The organism is Nocardia sp. NPDC049220 (assembly GCF_040647855.1).
Taxonomy (GTDB): Bacteria; Actinomycetota; Actinomycetes; order Mycobacteriales; family Mycobacteriaceae; genus Nocardia.
In genome coordinates this window covers 172,167-186,995 of record NZ_JBEZDA010000005.1, presented here as the reverse complement: position 1 = coordinate 186,995, position 14,829 = coordinate 172,167, and the positions used below count along the sequence as shown (strand labels likewise).

The window sequence follows — 14,829 nt, the reverse complement described above, 5'->3', positions numbered from 1 at the left end:
TCAACCCTAGTCGGCGTGCCCGACCGGCTGGTGCACTATGCGCTACGGCGAACTCCATAGTGAACCTTCCGCGAACCCTGCGCGTCGATCCCATCGAAAGCCGGAAGCGGGCAGTAAGTTCGGCGGTGTTGTGCGCCAGAAGGTTTCGGCGCGCATCGATGTCGGATGATCTACCAGCCCTCCTCGAAAGGAAGAATCGTGGGCGACACGCTGCACGTAGGCGAAGAACTCGGACTGGGCCAGTCCCTCCAAGGAGGTGCATACACCCTGACCTTGCAGGCCGATGGCAACTTGGTGCTCTCCGAGCCGGACGGAAACGTGGTGTGGGCTACGCAGACTCACGATCAGGGCGTTGAGCGGGCCACCCTGCAGGATGATGGCAACTTCGTCCTCTACAAGGGTGACGGCGCCGCGTGGGCGACGGAGACCAACGGTACGGAGCCCGATCGGTTGACCGTGCAGGCCGACCGTAACATCGTGCTCTACGGCAGGGACGGCAGCGCGCTGTGGGCCTCGGGTACCGACACCGGCGATCCGTTGCCCGCACCGGAGCCGGAACAGGAGCAGGAGCAGGTTGCTGCCGAGTTCGTCGAAGAGGTTCCCCCTCCATCTCCCGCGCCGGAGCCGCGTACCTACACCGTTGAGTCGGGCGACACCCTGTGGGCGATCGCCGAGCGCTTCTATGGTGACGGCAACCGCTACCAGGAGATCGCGGACGCCAGCGGCGTTCCGAACCCGGACGCGATCAACCCGGGCCAGGTGCTGACCATTCCGTGATGCGGTAGCGACAGCGACGACCCGGTGCGCGGTGGATTGCGGGGGTTGTCGCGACATTGGTGTTGCCAGGCGCTCGGCTGGGTTTCCCAGCCGAGCGTTGTGCGTGGGCGGTTATCGAGCTCGGCGGTGAGGTCCGCTCATTCACTCTCCCGAGCCTGAGGCGCGCGTCGAGGTCTTTTGGCTCAGCTCGCCCGATGTCCGCACCTACCTGCTGGTGAACGGCAACAGCGCCATCTCACGGGCGTTCTTCACCGCGATGGCGACCTGACGCTGCTGCTGCGGGGTGAGCCCGGTGACCCGGCGGCTGCGGATCTTGCCGCGGTCGGAGATGAACGTACGCAGCAGGTTCACGTCTTTATAGTCGACCATTTCGATACCCGCGGCGATGAGCGGGTTCTTCTTCGGACGGCGGGCCTGTTCGGCGCGAACCTTCTTCGACGGTGCTCGCTTGACTGCCATGTGAGGGGTTCCTTCTGACGAGATCAGCGGTTGTCTACCAGCTCGATTTGCGCACACCGGGGAGTTCGCCCCGGTGGGCCATCTCGCGCACACGCACACGGGAAAGTCCGAACTTCCGGAGATGACCGCGCGGTCGTCCGTCCGCGGCGTCCCGATTGCGCAATCGTACCGGACTGGCATCACGCGGCTGGCGCTGCAGTTCGGCGTGGGCGGCTGCGCGGGCGGTGTCCGATATGTCCGGCTTCTGGATCAACTCCTTCAGCTCGGCACGGCGTTCGGCGTAGCGTGCCACCGTCGCCCTGCGCTGGCGGTCGCGGGCGATCTTCGACTTCTTCGCCATGTCAGCGCTCCTCACGGAAGTCGACATGCTTGCGCGCGACCGGGTCGTATTTGCGTAGGACCAGGCGGTCCGGGTTGTTGCGGCGATTCTTGCGGGTCACGTAGGTGTACCCGGTGCCCGCGGTTGACTTCAGCTTGACGATCGGGCGGATGTCGGTCGATTTCGATGCCATGGGTTGCTCCTCAGACTTTGTCGCCGCGTGCTCGGATCCGGGCCACCACGGCTTCGATGCCGTCCCGGTCGATGGTCTTGATGCCCTTGGCCGAGACGGTCAGCGTGACGCGCCGGCCCTCGCTGGGCAGGTAGTAGGTCTTGCGTTGGATGTTCGGGTTCCAGCGCCGGCTGGTCCGTCGGTGCGAGTGCGACACGGACTTGCCGAATCCGGGCTTGCGTCCGGTGACCTGGCAGTGGGCGGACATGCCAACTCCCTCCAGTAGATGATAATCATTTTCGACAACGACTGTTGGGCAATGTACCGTTGCCCCGCAGTAAATGAAAATCGTTATCGAAAGGGGTTGCTGGTGTCAGCGCCGGATTCCACCCTGTTCCCACCCGAGTCCGACCGGAGGACGTCCGTGGTGGTCCTCGCCGGTTTCGTGGGACTCGCCGCGGACGGCGTGGATCGCGCGGCCGCGGCGTTGCGCGAGACCCCGGGTACCGTTGTCGTCCGACACGATCTCGCCCAGTTGCGGGAGGGCATCGTGCACCGCACGGTGCGCAGCGCGACGCAACACCACTCGGCCGTGCTCGAGCTCGCGCACGGCTGCGTCTCCTGCACGCTACGCAGGGACCTGCTTCCGTTGCTTTGCACGCTCGCCCAGCGCGAGGATGTGGGTCGTATCGTCCTCGCACTCGATTCCGCTTTCGAGGCGGAAGCCGTGTGTCAGGCCATCGAGCACGTCGTGGTCACCGGCGTGGTCGGTCGGCTCGACGGACCGGCCGCCCGCGATGTACGGGTGTCGTCGATACTCACCTGTCTGGATGCGGCAGCCTGGCTTGCCGACGCCACCGGTGACGAGACGCTCGCCGAGCGCGGACTGGCCGCCGCTGACGACGACCGGACGGTTGCGCAAATCGCTGTCGGTCAGGTCGAATTCACCGATGCCGTCATCGCCGTGGACTCGGCGGGCTACGGGCGGACCGACCGGGGCAAGCTCGCCGCGGTGCTGGCCCGACTGGCGCCCGGCGCGCCGCTCGTCTGGGTCGACGATCCGCGCGAGCTCACACCCGCCTGCGTCGAAGCACTGCTCGAGCGCGTTCCCGCTGGTTCGCGGCGCGGCCGGGTATTCGATGCACACGCGCCGCTTCTGCGCGGCCGGCCACCGCTGACCAGCGAGTACGGCGTCGAACTCGTGGAATTCGCCGCGGCGAGGCCGTTTCACCCCGCTCGGCTACACGAAGCGCTCGATGTGCTCTTCGACGGCGTGGTCACCGCGCGCGGGCGAATATGGCTGGCCACTCAGCCCGATGAGGTGGTGTGGCTGGAGTCCGCGGGTGGCGGCCTGCGGGTGGGCGGCGCGGGGCGCTGGCTGGCCGCGATGTCCGACGACGAACTGGCCGAGACGGACCCGGAGCGCAGGGCGATGGCTGCGATGCGCTGGAATGAGCGCTTCGGCGATCGGGACGTCTCGCTGGTGATCCTGGTGCACGACGCCGATCCCGCCCAGATCCGTGCGGCGCTGGATTGGGCGCTGGTGGAAGACGAGGAAATGCGACTCGTCGAGCGGGCGCCGGATCGGGTGGCGCAGTGGGAGGACCCGTTCGGGGAGTGGCATGCCGACCCGTGCGACAGCGATGAGACGGCGGCTCTGGCCGTCGAAGACGGGAAAAGCCCGAGAGGAGAGGCGAAATGAAGAAGGGTATCCATCCGGACTATCACCCGGTGGTCTTCGAGGACGCGAGTACCGGAAAGCAGTTCCTTACTCGGTCCACGGCCGCCGGTGCTCGCACGGTGGCGTGGACCGACGGCAACACCTACCCATTGCTGACAGTGGATGTGACCGCGGACTCGCACCCGTTCTGGACCGGCGCGCACCGCTTGCTGGACACCCAGGGCCGGGTGGAGAAGTTCGAGCGTAAGTACGGCAAGCGCGTGACGCGTCGCAAGGAGGCCTGACATGGCGGTGCCGAAGCGGAAGATGTCGCGGTCCAATACCCGCAGCAGGCGGGCGAACTGGAAGGCGACCGCACCGGACCTGGTCCCGGTGACGGTCGGAGGTGTTGTGCGGCAGGTGCCGCGCAGGCTGGTCGCTGCTGTGCGCCGCGGCCTGATCGATCTCGATCGGATCTGAGCGGCGTCCGATCGCGCCGGTACGCGGCAGGCCGACCGGACGCCGATCCCGGTCGGTCCGCTCGTGTTCTAGCGATCAGCCTTCCTTCTTGGCGAGGTCCGCGAGGGCGGCGGCAAGCCGGAAGTACTTGTTGTCGGCCAGATCGGCGATCGTCTTGATTCTGAGGGTTTCCAGCAGTTGCTTGTCGTGCGCTTCGGTGAGACCTGCCAGGGCTGAAGGTGGGGCGGACAGGATTTCGTCGAGTGACTTGTTCTCGTATTCCTTGTCGAGAGCCTTGTCGAGCACCACATTGACGGCCATACGAACTCCTTCGAACGAACCTTGGTGTGTGGCGCCGCGCGAGCGCCTCCTGCAAGGCGACGATAACTCGCCAGGTGACGACGGAGTGTCGAACGCGCCGGAGCATTTTCGATCGAAGACCACGTGCCGTGGTCCAGGGGCATACGACGGTGCGGGCGCACGCCGCCGAGCGATAGCAATCTTTCGGCAACCGATAGTGTGGGTGGTATGCGGCAAGATTGCGTTTGTCTGGATTGCGCCGGAGTAGCTGATGGGCGAATTACATACTGAGAGTTGGTTTTTCGTAGGCGTAAAAGTCCTGAAAAAGTGATGCATTAGTGGCCGTAGCACCGGTATTCTCGTGCGGGAGGGCGGGTTCTTCTGGCTCCCAGGAGAACCCGCTCATCGCCAAATTTCCCGGCATTCGCCGATACCCGATCTTCCCCCGATCGCCCTCTCCCGCTCTCGGTCTGCGCGAACGCAGGGCTCTGCGGCTCAGTTTTCCGAGGTTGACGCCGCGGCTGTGCCACTGCCGTCAGGCGCGCGCGTGACATCGTCACGCTGACCTGGCAAACCGGGGAAGTCTGGCAACAGGGCTTCGAGTCGGGCCAACTGTTCGCCGACCAGGGCGGCGGGCCCCTCGATCAGGGACAGCGGCCACGGCCACTGCCGCCCGTTCAGCCGCGCCACCTGTTCGGCCAGCTCGGCCGTCGTAGCCTCCAGTTCGCTGATTTCGGTACGCAATTCGCCTACCTGCGTTCGCAATTCGGTGGACTCGCGCTCCAGCTCGTCGATCCGGACCAGCGCCGCGGCCAGCCCGTTCACCATCGTGCGATGACTGCCGTCCAGCTCGGTGCCCAGCTGCGGCCAGCCGGACAGGTCGGGCCCGCGCAGTTGAATCTGGATGTCGCGCAGCACTGCCTCTTGCTCCGGCGTCACGTCCGGGTCCTCCTGTGCAACGAAATCTCACTGGCCACGATCGGTGGAGACGGGTAGCCCCGCCCGCCGCGCGGAAAGCCCGCGCCTTGGACATCCCATGGCGGAGTCCGGTTCGAAAAGCATGACTCTCACCTTAGGTCGGTCGGCGAAAAATTATCGGGGCAGGGGCAACCTGGAACCCGCTTGCCCGACTGGGTCGTACGGCACCTGGCGCTGGCTTGCGGCGTCGGTTCGGCGGCTGCCCCCGGGCCGACCACGCCGGCGCAGTCGATTCCGCACGGTGCCGGGTCACTCGGTCGACCGGGCGAGGTCAGTGCGCGGGTTGCGGCTTCGGCCCGCGCGGCTCGGCCACGGTTGTCCGAAACTCGCGCCGGTCCGGCGCGATCAGGACCGCCGAGATCGGCACCGTCAACGCCAGCAGGCCGACAACGAACATCGGGAAGACGAAGTCGAACAATTCCACACCGCCGGGCACCTTGGCGGACCGGTCGATGTCGAAATGCAGTGCCGCAAGCGCGGTGTTGTACGTCGCCGCCACGCCGATGCCGAACAGCAGCACGGTCGCGATCCTGGCCAGCGGGAAGTGTAGGGCCTGGAACGACCACAGCGCCGCCGTCGCCGTGATCACCGCGATAGCGGCGGACACGACGGCAGGCCAGACCGTCACATCGACCGAACCCTGGATATCGATCGAGCCGATACCGAGGTAGTGCGTCAGGCCGATACCGAGGCCGAGCACCAGTCCGCCGGAAAGCAGCAGGGGCAGCCGCAAAGTGCGCCCGATGATGAGCAGTGCCGCGAGCACCGTGATGATCGACATCACCATGGCGGCGATCAACCTGCCCGGATCGTAGCGTGTGGCGCTACCAGGCACTCGCAGGCCGAGCATGGCCACCGATGTCGCGAGCCACACCCCGACGCCACCGAGCGACACTGCCGCCGAGACCAGCCACACCAGTCGGAATCCGGCCGAACGGGCGCCGTGCACGACGCAGGCCAGCCCGACCACCCCGCCGAGCACCGAGATCCCCACCGACAGTGCGATCAGCCAGTAACCCATGGCGAACTGGTCGACGGTCTCGCCCGCGGCCAGCACCGCGCCCTCATGCATGCGGGGCAGTTCCTTCCAGTTCCTTCGCTTTCAGTTGGGCGATCGCGTACTCGGTGACGGCCGCCAGCGCTTGGCGCACCTCTCCGGCATTACGCGCGTCGATATCCACGATCGGGACACCCTCACGGACCGAAAGCGCTTCACGCAGTTCGGCGATGGGAAAGCGCGGCGAGTCGGGGAATCGGTTCACCGCGATCAGGAACGGCAGTTTGCGTGCTTCGAAGAAGTCGACCGCGGCGAAGCTGTCTTCCAGACGCCGGGCGTCGATCAGCACGACGGCACCGATCGCGCCGCGGATCAGGTCGTCCCACATGAACCAGAAACGACGCTGTCCCGGGGTGCCGAACAAGTAGAGCACCAGATCGCCCGGCAGGATGATTCGGCCGAAATCCATGGCGACCGTAGTGGTTTCCTTCTCCGGCGTACTGGCGAGATCGTCGATTCCGTCGGAGAAGTGGGTGACCATCGCCTCGGTCCGCAGCGGAACGATCTCCGACACGGCGCCGACGAACGTGGTCTTGCCCGCGCCGAAGCCGCCTGCGACAACGATCTTCGTCGAGGCGACTCGGTTCTTGGTGCTGTCCGGCCCCGGGTTGCCACCCGGTCCGGAATTCCCACTCGGCCCGAGATTCCCAGTGGGCGCTGGATTCCTAAAGGGCGCGGAGTCCACGCAAAGTCCTCTCCATCAGGGAACGGCGCTCGTCATAGCTCGCCTCTTCGGTCAGGGTCGAATGCGCGCGCACCGTGCCGTCGACGACGAGGTCGCCGATCACCACCCGGACCATACCGAGCGGACGATCCAGATGCGCGGCGATCTCCGCGACCGACAACTGGTGCGCGCCGAGTCGCAGTATCTCGGCACGAATATCGCCGGTCGGCCAGTCGAGATGTGCAGTGTACGACAAGGTCTCGATCACCGCCTCGAGCGGCAGGTCGACCGCCGGTTCGGTGCGCCCTGAGGTCAGGGCATAAGGCCGGACGCGAGTGGTCGGTCGTTGTCCGGGGCCGTAGGGGTTGGACATCTCACGCTCAGACAGCGGTACGGGCGGTGGCGGTGACCACCGAGCCCACCCGGTCGACCAGCAAGGCCATTTCGTAGCCTATGCGGCCGATATCGTGCGATTTGTTCGCGAGCACGGCCAGGTGCGAGCCGTTGCCGACGCTCATCACCAGCAGGTAGCCGCGCTGCATCTCCACGATCGACTGCATTACCTTTCCGCCGTCGAACAGGGAAGCCGCGCCCATGGAAAGGCTGGCGAGGCCGGCGGTGACGGCGGCGAGCTGCTCGGCCCGATCACTCGGCAAATTCGGGCTGGTGGCCTGCAACAAGCCATCCGCCGACACCAGCACCGCATGAGATACCCCGGGGACGTCCCGAGTGAAGCGGGCAACCAGCCAGTTCAGATTCTCGTCTGTGGTGCTGTTGTTCGCGTTGGTCATGCAAGCCCTCCGTCGTTGTACTGCGCATTGGCCCGCCCGCTGCGGACCCCACTGAGATGCCTGGTCAGGTTGTTGCGGATTTCTTCAGGATTGCGGGGCGCGGCTTCGTCCGCCGGTGTCAGGCCGCCGGGCACCAGCTGGGCGCCCGGCCGACGAATCGGCAAGCCGCCGACGGTGCGCGAGGTCGTCGTCGGGTGGCTGGCGTCCTCGGCGGCCACCCAGCCGGCGTCACCAGGCGACGACCAGGCGCTGTCGGACGATTGCACGGCCGAGGGCTCGACCAGCCATTCCGAGACCATGCGTTGGTAGATCGGCGTCGGCGACGCGCCCGCGACCGGTTGCAGTCGGGTGGACGTTGCCGTCGCGGGTTCGGGTGTCCCTTCCTGCGGCGGGTCGGCGGGTGCGGCCGGCTTCCGGATCGGAAGGCCGGATCCGGCGGTGGTTTGGGGTGCGGCGCTCTCGCGCGGCACGGTCGGGCTCGGGCCGGTGCTGTCGTCGTCGCTGTCGTCGATCTCGGCCCACAGGTCGGTGTGCGCGGACGTCTGCTTCTCGGCACGAGACTGCGTGGTCGCGGCCGTCGTCGGCCCGAACGCGCCGGTCGGCGTGCGGTCGCTGTCCGCGTGCGGCGTGATCACCGGCCACGGCTGGGTGGCGGGCTGATCCGCCGGGTTGTCGGTGCGGCCGACCGGCGCGGAGGGCGGGGGCTGGTCGGCGACCTCGGCGACCCGGATGGCGGGTCGGCGCTGTGGCAGTCCGGAACTCGTCACGCCGAAGCGCGCGGTGTCGCGTTGCGGCAGACTGGGCACCGGCACCAGGTTTCGCTGCGTCCCGGCGGGCGGGGCGGTGAAGGTGGGCAGCTGATGCTCCGCGGTGAGGTCGAGCGGTTTGCCTGCCGGATCGGTCGCGTCCATCGGCGGCGCGACCAAGGAGCCGGGCAGATGCACGCTGGCGGTGATACCGGGCTGCTGCGTCGTCGTCGAGGTGCGCCGCAGACTGACCGTGATGGTGTGCCGCTTTGCCAATCGGCCGACGACGAAAAGACCCATCCGGCGCGCGGTCTCGACGGTGACCTCGCCACCGGATGCGAGCCGGTCATTGGTGGTCTGTAGGTCTTCCGCGGACATGCCGAGGCCGCGGTCGGTGATCTCGATCAGGTAGCCGCCATCGACGGCGCGCGACACCATCACGGTCACCGGTGTGGTCGGCGGGGAGTAGCGCAGCGCGTTGTCGATCAGTTCGGCGAGTAGGTGCTCGATGTCGACCGCTGGTTCACCCGCGACGATGCCGTCGGGAACCGTTCCGATCTCGACCCGCTGGTAGTCCTCGACCTGGGAGACCGCGCTCCACAGCATGTCCGACAGCGGTACCGGGTGCAGCAGACCGCGGCGCAACGCGGTGCCGGCCAGCACGAGCAGGTTGTCACCGTTGCGGCGCATGCGGGTGGCCAGGTGGTCGAGACGGAACAGGCTCTGGAGCCGGTCGGTATCGTCTTCGTCGTGTTCGAGGTTCTCGATCAGGGCCAGTTGCTGCTCCACCAGCGATTGGCTGCGGCGGGACAGGGTTTCGAACATGTTCCCGATCTGGAGGCGCAAACGAGCCTGATCGGCGGCGAGATTGAGGGCCTGTTCATGGATCTCGTCGACGGCGCGGGCCAGCTGGCCGATCTCGTCGGTGCTGTGTACCGCGACCGGGGTGATCTCCGGAGTGGCGCCGCCCGCGCGGACGACGGCGAGCTCGTCGGGCAGCTTGACGTGCGCGACCTCGAGCGCGTCGCGACGCAGCCGGCGCACCGGGACGACCAGGGTGCGCGCGACCGACAACGCCAAGGCCAAGCCCGCGAGCAGCATGCCGATGACGATCGTCGTCTCGCGCAGCGCGCCGGTCTGCGCTTCGATGGTGCGCTCCGCCAGGGCTTTGTCGATGGTGTCGATCAGCTGCGCGGTGGTCTTCTCATAGGTGTCCGAGCTGACCAGCAGCGAGTCGAGCACGGCGGGATGGGTCGCCGGGTCGGCGACGTTCTGGCTGAATGTGCCGAGCCGGGTCTGCACCGCGTCGAGCAACGGGCGCATATTGCCCGCGTAGTCCGGCAGGATCTGCGCGTACTGGTAGATCATGGTGACCTCGGCGCCCGCCGCGACCAACACGCGCGGCCGCACGCTCGAGTTACGGCCCGCGTCCGGCGAGCCGACCAGCATGCGTTGCTGGGTGAGCATCCGCCGCGCGGTCTGCACCGAGGCCAGCTGTTGAAAGTACCGCTGGATGACCAGGTCGTCGACGGAGGGAGACAGCGCGAGCGCGTTCCCGATCCGCACCATGATCTCGTCGGCCTGTTCACCGACCATCGCGGGCGAGCCGTTGCGCAGACTATTGCGCATGGTGGTGCCGGTCGCGACGGCCGAGGCGAGCTCCGAGGTGACTCGGCTACCGGCTTCGGTGGTGTGCAGCGCGGCCTCCAGGTCGGCCAGTCCCTTGTCGAACTTCGTCAGTGCCGCGTCGGTCTGCGGGTCGGCGGTATTGCCCCAGGTGGCAGTCGCGATCACGCCGAGTTGCTCGGTGGCTGAACCGAACTTGACGATTGGGCGGATGATGATGGCCTGTTCGGTGGCGGCGTCCAACTGCCCCATGGTACGCAGTTCATTGTTGATTCGGAGCACGGCGAAGACGGTGGCCAGCAGCACGGGAAGGACAAGCACCATGCCGACCTTGCGGGTTACCGACCAGTTCGACAGGGTGAATTGCCAGGACCGCGGTGCAGCTTCCATCCGCTTCCGTCGCCTCCGCTTCGCGAGTGACCTCGGTCGCGCGTGGCTGTTCAGTATTGATTCAACCCGCAAAGAACCAACGAGAGGTCTTCTTTTTTACCGCACGGAACATACCGTGCAGAGTGATCATCGGCAATCCGGGGGACCTGGCCCGCAAATTGCCGAATATGGCTATAGAGAACATGATTCGCGTCGGAATGCGTTAGGGTCACGTCGACACCTCGACATCACGGTGGAAGCCGCTGGTCATCCGGGGTCTGTAGGCGTGCCGCGCCGAAGGCGGTTCGCCGCCGACACGCCGCGGCGTGTCGGCGGTGTCCTCTCAGTTACCTCTCAGTCGATGCGGTCAAACTGGTGGCATGCGCATTCTGGTAGTCGACGACGATCGCGCCGTCCGGGAATCGCTGCGCCGGTCGCTTACCTTCAACGGCTACTCTGTCGATCTCGCGGTGGATGGCGTGGACGCGCTGGAGAAAGCGACCGCCCAGCGGCCGGATGCCCTCGTGTTGGATGTGATGATGCCCCGGCTGGACGGGCTGGAGGTCTGCCGACGCTTGCGCAGCACGGGTGATGATCTGCCGATTCTGGTTCTGACAGCACGGGATTCGGTATCCGAGCGCGTTGCCGGACTCGATGCCGGGGCCGACGACTATCTGCCGAAACCGTTCGCACTGGAGGAATTGCTCGCGCGTCTACGTGCTCTGCTGCGCCGGACCACCGCCGATCCGGGCGAGGTGTCGGAGGCGATGAATTTCGCCGATCTGTCGCTGGATCCGGTGACCCGCGAGGTGTCCCGCGCTGCCCGCCAGATCAGCCTCACGCGTACCGAGTTCGCGCTGCTGGAAATGCTCATGGCGAACCCGCGCCGGGTGCTCACCCGCAGCCGCATTCTCGAGGAAGTGTGGGGCTACGACTTCCCGACCTCCGGCAACGCCCTCGAGGTATACATCGGCTATCTGCGCCGCAAGACCGAGGCAGAAGGCGAGTCCCGGCTGATCCACACCGTGCGCGGCGTCGGTTACGTGCTGCGGGAAACACCTCCGTAGGCCGGCGATCATGGCACGCACCGCTCCCAGACGCCCCGTTGTCGCCGCACTCGGCAACGGACCGATCGAACACCGCGACATGCGGCCGCCGATGCCGTTGACCCGTTCGATCTCGCTGCGCTGGCGAGTGACCCTGCTCGCCGCCTCCGTGGTGGCGATCGCGGTGGCCGTGACGTCGATCGCGGCGTACGCCCTGGTCGCGCGGGCGCTGTATGCCGACGTGGACGCGCAGTTGCGTACCAGGGCCAGCGCTGTGATCGCCAGCAACCCGTATGGCTTCAACATCCAGAATCTGATGGTCGCCACCGCCTTCTACAACGACACCGGCATCGCCCTGATATTTCCCGACCTGAGGCCGTATTCGCCGCCGCAATCGACCGATCCCCCGGTCGGGAACCAGGAACTCGAGGTCGCGCAGGGCGAGCTGAGTTCGTCGCTGCGCACCGTCGGCAATCAGCGTGTCCTGGCCGTACGCACGAACTCGGGTGCGACGCTGGTCATCTCGCAGCGACTCGACCCGACTCGCGAGGTGCTCGACCGGCTCGCCTGGTTGCTGTTCGTAGTCGGCGGCTGCGGCGTCGTGCTGGCCGCCGCGGCGGGAACGGCGGTCGGCCGCACCGGACTGCGGCCGATCGCGCGGCTCACGGCGGCCACCGAGCGAATCGCCCGCACCGACGACCTGACGCAGATTCCGGTCACCGGAGATGACGAACTGGCCAGACTCACAGATAGTTTCAACACGATGCTGCGTGCGTTGGCCGAGTCTCGCGATCGGCAACGCAGGCTGGTCGCCGACGCCGGCCACGAATTGCGCACTCCGCTCACGTCATTGCGTACCAATACCGAGCTGCTGATCGCCGCGGGTCGTCCTGGCGCGCCTCGAATACCGGACGAGGATATGGCCGGATTGCGGGCGGACGTCCTCGCCCAGATCGAAGAGCTGTCGACCCTGGTGGGCGACTTGGTCGATCTCGCTCGCGAGGACGCGCCGGAAACCGTCTACGAACGGGTGGATCTCGGCGAAGTGGTGGAGCATGCGCTCGGGCGCGCCCGGCGCCGCCGGACTGGAATCGAGTTCGTCGCGGACCTGCGCCCGTGGTTCGTCTACGGGCACGAGGCCGGGCTGGAGCGCGCGGTGCTCAACGTGCTCGATAACGCGGCGAAGTGGAACCCCAGCGGTGCCCAGGTCCGCCTCCGCATGCGGGAGAGCGGTCCCGGTCTGCTCGAGTTGTCCATTGACGACGCGGGACCGGGAATTCCCGCCGCGGAGCGTGAGCTGGTGTTCGAGCGGTTCTATCGGACCACGTCATCGCGGTCGATGCCCGGTTCCGGTCTCGGCTTGGCGATCGTGAAGCAGGTGGTGACAAAGCACGGCGGGACCATCGCGATCGATACGTCGGATCGTGGTGGTGCGGTGGTCCGCATCGTTCTCCCCGGCGAGGCGGGGGCGAACGATGCGGACGAGTGAAAAGTGAGCATCGCGTCTTGTACGGATGCGACTGTCGGGCCGATCCGGCGGGGCGAAAGCACAATGGCGGCGAATTTCCACCGCGGTGATCGTGTTGGTGCTGAATATTCGCCGACTGTGTGGTACTTCGAGCATTGTTTCGGCGGGATTTGTTGTGGCGGATTCCGGTTCGCCGCGCGATGTGGCGTATCGCCGGGGCGCGTGGTGAACCGCCGCCAGAGCAGGGGGCCGGCAAGCTGCGTATCGTAATTTTCGACGGGACGATGGGAGTGGCCGGTGATTGTCGCCGGGGTCGAGTGCCACCAGTGGGCGCAATGCACACCACCGCAATCGCACATCTCGGAAAACTGAAAGCACGGTCTCAGTCCGCTCTCAGTCGCCGCGGCCACAGTGGTCGACAGACGTGAGGAGAAACGAGGAATCGATGACCGAGGATTCGAAGGATCGCCGGGAGGAGCCGGGGACGGCAGGTGCCGGGTCGGGGGATCGGCCGACCGAGCAACTCTACGGCCAGGTGACCGGCGCCCCGCTGGGTGTCGAAGCCGGACCCGCGCCGGTCGGGGGCGTATTCGGACCGCAGGAGGCGCCAGGCCCCGGTTACATCCCGCACGAGCCGCAGCACCCGATGGCGCACCATCCGACCGCGCAGTTCTCCCGCCCGGAGTACGTCACGGGTCCCTTCCCCCCGCCGAACGCCGCGTATGGCGCGCACCACGCGTCGCCCAGCCGCTCGTTCCGCACCGGGATTGTCGCAGGCGCGGTGGCGCTCGCGCTGGTCAGCGGTGGCGTCGGTGGCGTGGTGGGCGCGCTGGCAACCCGGACCGACGATGGCCGCGCGCCAGTGACAAACGCACTGGATGCGCCGAAGCCGAACTTCAGTAACGTGGCCAACGCCCCGGCCGGCTCCACCCAGGCGGTCGCGCAGAAGGTCCTGCCCAGCGTGGTCATGATCAAGGTGGCCAGCAGCAAAGCGGAAGGCGAGGGCTCCGGGGTGGTGCTGTCCGCGGACGGCCTCATTCTCACCAACAATCACGTGGCCGTGGGTGGTGGACCGAACGCCAAGATGGACGTGATGTTCTCCGACGGCAGTACCGCGCCGGCCACGTTGATCGGAGCCGACCCGGTCTCCGACCTGGCGGTCATCAAGGTCTCCGGCAAGAACGGTCTCACTCCGATCGAACTGGGCAGCTCGGCGAATTTGCAGGTCGGCCAGCCGGTTGTGGCGATCGGCTCGCCGCTTGGCCTGGCCGGCACGGTCACCACCGGCATCGTTTCGGCGTTGAACCGACCTGTCGTGACATCCGGTGATGGCAGCGGGGAAAGTCGTGGAGTCAGTCCGGTGATCGACGCGATTCAGACCGATGCCGCGATCAATCCGGGAAATTCTGGTGGTGCTCTGGTGGACGGCAGCGGCAAGCTCATCGGCATCAACACCGCGATCGCGACACTCGGACCGACGGAGATGGCCGGCGGTCAGACCGGATCCATCGGGCTCGGATTCGCGATCCCGGTCGATCAGGCCCGCCGTGTCGCCGACGAGCTGATCAAGAACGGCAGGGCTACCTATGCCCAACTGGGTGTCAGCGTCGCGCGTCAGCAGGATCCGGCTCAGACGGTCTCCGGCGCGAAGGTCCGCGACATCACCTCGGATGGTCCTGCCGCTCGTGCCGGCCTTCCCTCTGGAGTGGTCGTGACGAGACTCGATGACCGGCCGATCGATTCCGGGGACGCGCTCGTCGCGGCGGTCCGCTCGCACCAACCAGGAGACAAAGTGAAGGTCACTTACACGGATGAACAAGGCAACAATGCCAAGACCGTCGAGGTGACCCTCTCCGGTGCGCCCGCGGAGGGTGGCCGATGATGCGGGTGGTGCCGGGCGGACAGACCCGACTGATCGGCGTCGACGGCGACGTTCGC

18 protein-coding genes are annotated in these 14,829 nt (G+C 66.7%); 7 read left to right on the top strand and 11 right to left on the bottom strand.

Annotated features, from left to right (window positions below; all coding sequences use genetic code 11):
- Nucleotides 1-198: 198 nt before the first annotated feature.
- Nucleotides 199-777: a LysM peptidoglycan-binding domain-containing protein gene (locus AB0C34_RS16380; RefSeq protein WP_357072711.1), complete on the top strand. Its 579-nt coding sequence runs from the start codon at nt 199-201 to the stop codon at nt 775-777.
- Nucleotides 778-981: 204 nt separating this feature from the next.
- On the opposite strand, the gene rpsR is transcribed toward AB0C34_RS16380, so the two are convergent.
- From rpsR to rpmB, 4 genes are read right to left on the bottom strand one after another with little or no spacing between them, the layout of a single operon-like run.
- Complete coding sequence (gene rpsR / locus AB0C34_RS16375; protein ID WP_357072708.1) at nt 982-1,236, bottom strand: 30S ribosomal protein S18; 255 nt, start codon at nt 1,234-1,236, stop codon at nt 982-984.
- 34 nt (nt 1,237-1,270) lie between these two features.
- Nucleotides 1,271-1,576 carry a 30S ribosomal protein S14 gene (gene rpsN / locus AB0C34_RS16370; protein WP_357072705.1) on the bottom strand — a complete coding sequence of 102 codons (306 nt, stop codon included), beginning with the start codon at nt 1,574-1,576 and terminating at the stop codon, nt 1,271-1,273.
- A gap of 1 nt (nt 1,577) precedes the next feature.
- Nucleotides 1,578-1,748, bottom strand: a complete 171-nt coding sequence (gene rpmG / locus AB0C34_RS16365) for a 50S ribosomal protein L33 (RefSeq protein WP_357072702.1) — start codon at nt 1,746-1,748, stop codon at nt 1,578-1,580.
- Nucleotides 1,749-1,758: 10 nt separating this feature from the next.
- Entirely contained in the window at nt 1,759-1,995 is a 237-nt protein-coding gene (gene rpmB / locus AB0C34_RS16360; RefSeq protein ID WP_357072699.1) for a 50S ribosomal protein L28, read from the bottom strand.
- Nucleotides 1,996-2,097: 102 nt separating this feature from the next.
- Here rpmB and AB0C34_RS16355 point away from each other — a divergent pair, with 102 nt between their 5' ends.
- Genes AB0C34_RS16355 through rpmF form a run of 3 tightly spaced genes read left to right on the top strand, consistent with a single transcriptional unit; the run spans nt 2,098 to nt 3,867 of the window.
- Entirely contained in the window at nt 2,098-3,429 is a 1,332-nt protein-coding gene (locus AB0C34_RS16355) for a GTP-binding protein (protein WP_357072696.1), read from the top strand.
- Nucleotides 3,426-3,692 carry a type B 50S ribosomal protein L31 gene (locus AB0C34_RS16350; RefSeq protein WP_357072693.1) on the top strand — a complete coding sequence of 89 codons (267 nt, stop codon included), beginning with the start codon at nt 3,426-3,428 and terminating at the stop codon, nt 3,690-3,692. The genes AB0C34_RS16355 and AB0C34_RS16350 overlap by 4 nt, the downstream gene beginning before the upstream one ends.
- Before the next feature lies 1 nt (nt 3,693).
- Entirely contained in the window at nt 3,694-3,867 is a 174-nt protein-coding gene (gene rpmF / locus AB0C34_RS16345) for a 50S ribosomal protein L32 (RefSeq protein WP_357072690.1), read from the top strand.
- Between the two features lie 75 nt (nt 3,868-3,942).
- On the opposite strand, the gene AB0C34_RS16340 is transcribed toward rpmF, so the two are convergent.
- From AB0C34_RS16340 to AB0C34_RS16310, 7 genes are all read right to left on the bottom strand, one after another.
- Complete coding sequence (locus AB0C34_RS16340; protein ID WP_357072687.1) at nt 3,943-4,167, bottom strand: hypothetical protein; 225 nt, start codon at nt 4,165-4,167, stop codon at nt 3,943-3,945.
- A gap of 474 nt (nt 4,168-4,641) precedes the next feature.
- Complete coding sequence (locus tag AB0C34_RS16335; RefSeq protein ID WP_357072684.1) at nt 4,642-5,085, bottom strand: hypothetical protein; 444 nt, start codon at nt 5,083-5,085, stop codon at nt 4,642-4,644.
- A gap of 310 nt (nt 5,086-5,395) precedes the next feature.
- A complete protein-coding gene (locus tag AB0C34_RS16330) occupies nt 5,396-6,196 on the bottom strand; it encodes an MHYT domain-containing protein (protein WP_357072681.1) in 801 nt (266 codons plus the stop codon).
- On the bottom strand, nt 6,189-6,746 hold the full coding sequence (locus AB0C34_RS16325; protein ID WP_357073047.1) for an ATP/GTP-binding protein: 558 nt from the start codon (nt 6,744-6,746) through the stop codon (nt 6,189-6,191). Before AB0C34_RS16325 ends, AB0C34_RS16330 begins: the two co-directional genes overlap by 8 nt.
- A 100-nt stretch (nt 6,747-6,846) precedes the next feature.
- The gene (locus tag AB0C34_RS16320; RefSeq protein WP_357072678.1) at nt 6,847-7,218 is read right to left on the bottom strand and encodes a DUF742 domain-containing protein; all 372 of its coding nucleotides are present in this window, start codon (nt 7,216-7,218) and stop codon (nt 6,847-6,849) included.
- A 7-nt stretch (nt 7,219-7,225) separates the two neighbouring features.
- Entirely contained in the window at nt 7,226-7,636 is a 411-nt protein-coding gene (locus tag AB0C34_RS16315; RefSeq protein WP_327110218.1) for a roadblock/LC7 domain-containing protein, read from the bottom strand.
- The gene (locus tag AB0C34_RS16310; RefSeq protein ID WP_357072675.1) at nt 7,633-10,398 is read right to left on the bottom strand and encodes an ATP-binding protein; all 2,766 of its coding nucleotides are present in this window, start codon (nt 10,396-10,398) and stop codon (nt 7,633-7,635) included. The genes AB0C34_RS16315 and AB0C34_RS16310 overlap by 4 nt, the downstream gene beginning before the upstream one ends.
- Before the next feature lie 359 nt (nt 10,399-10,757).
- On the opposite strand from AB0C34_RS16310, the gene AB0C34_RS16305 reads away from it, so the two are divergent.
- The 3 genes from AB0C34_RS16305 to AB0C34_RS16295 all read left to right on the top strand — a co-directional run bounded on the left by AB0C34_RS16305 (nt 10,758) and on the right by AB0C34_RS16295 (nt 14,773).
- Nucleotides 10,758-11,444, top strand: coding sequence for a response regulator transcription factor (locus tag AB0C34_RS16305; protein ID WP_357072672.1), 687 nt, complete (start codon nt 10,758-10,760; stop codon nt 11,442-11,444).
- A gap of 79 nt (nt 11,445-11,523) precedes the next feature.
- Nucleotides 11,524-12,912 (top strand): HAMP domain-containing sensor histidine kinase, encoded by a 1,389-nt coding sequence (locus AB0C34_RS16300; protein WP_357073045.1) that lies wholly within the window; start codon nt 11,524-11,526, stop codon nt 12,910-12,912.
- 424 nt (nt 12,913-13,336) lie between these two features.
- Nucleotides 13,337-14,773: a trypsin-like peptidase domain-containing protein gene (locus AB0C34_RS16295; RefSeq protein WP_357072669.1), complete on the top strand. Its 1,437-nt coding sequence runs from the start codon at nt 13,337-13,339 to the stop codon at nt 14,771-14,773.
- Nucleotides 14,774-14,829 lie beyond the last annotated feature (56 nt).

Excerpts from the sequence above, each read along its gene's own strand:
- rpsR (WP_357072708.1), bottom strand. The coding sequence starts at position 1,236 with ATGGCAGTCAAGCGAGCACCGTCGAAGAAGGTTCGCGCCGAACAGGCC.
- rpsN (WP_357072705.1), bottom strand. The coding sequence starts at position 1,576 with ATGGCGAAGAAGTCGAAGATCGCCCGCGACCGCCAGCGCAGGGCGACG.
- rpmG (WP_357072702.1), bottom strand. The coding sequence starts at position 1,748 with ATGGCATCGAAATCGACCGACATCCGCCCGATCGTCAAGCTGAAGTCA.
- rpmB (WP_357072699.1), bottom strand. The coding sequence starts at position 1,995 with ATGTCCGCCCACTGCCAGGTCACCGGACGCAAGCCCGGATTCGGCAAG.
- AB0C34_RS16350 (WP_357072693.1), top strand. The coding sequence starts at position 3,426 with ATGAAGAAGGGTATCCATCCGGACTATCACCCGGTGGTCTTCGAGGAC.
- rpmF (WP_357072690.1), top strand. The coding sequence starts at position 3,694 with ATGGCGGTGCCGAAGCGGAAGATGTCGCGGTCCAATACCCGCAGCAGG.
- AB0C34_RS16340 (WP_357072687.1), bottom strand. The coding sequence starts at position 4,167 with ATGGCCGTCAATGTGGTGCTCGACAAGGCTCTCGACAAGGAATACGAG.
- AB0C34_RS16330 (WP_357072681.1), bottom strand. The coding sequence starts at position 6,196 with ATGCATGAGGGCGCGGTGCTGGCCGCGGGCGAGACCGTCGACCAGTTC.
- AB0C34_RS16320 (WP_357072678.1), bottom strand. The coding sequence starts at position 7,218 with ATGTCCAACCCCTACGGCCCCGGACAACGACCGACCACTCGCGTCCGG.
- AB0C34_RS16315 (WP_327110218.1), bottom strand. The coding sequence starts at position 7,636 with ATGACCAACGCGAACAACAGCACCACAGACGAGAATCTGAACTGGCTG.
- AB0C34_RS16310 (WP_357072675.1), bottom strand. The coding sequence starts at position 10,398 with ATGGAAGCTGCACCGCGGTCCTGGCAATTCACCCTGTCGAACTGGTCG.
- AB0C34_RS16305 (WP_357072672.1), top strand. The coding sequence starts at position 10,758 with ATGCGCATTCTGGTAGTCGACGACGATCGCGCCGTCCGGGAATCGCTG.
- AB0C34_RS16300 (WP_357073045.1), top strand. The coding sequence starts at position 11,524 with ATGCGGCCGCCGATGCCGTTGACCCGTTCGATCTCGCTGCGCTGGCGA.
- AB0C34_RS16295 (WP_357072669.1), top strand. The coding sequence starts at position 13,337 with ATGACCGAGGATTCGAAGGATCGCCGGGAGGAGCCGGGGACGGCAGGT.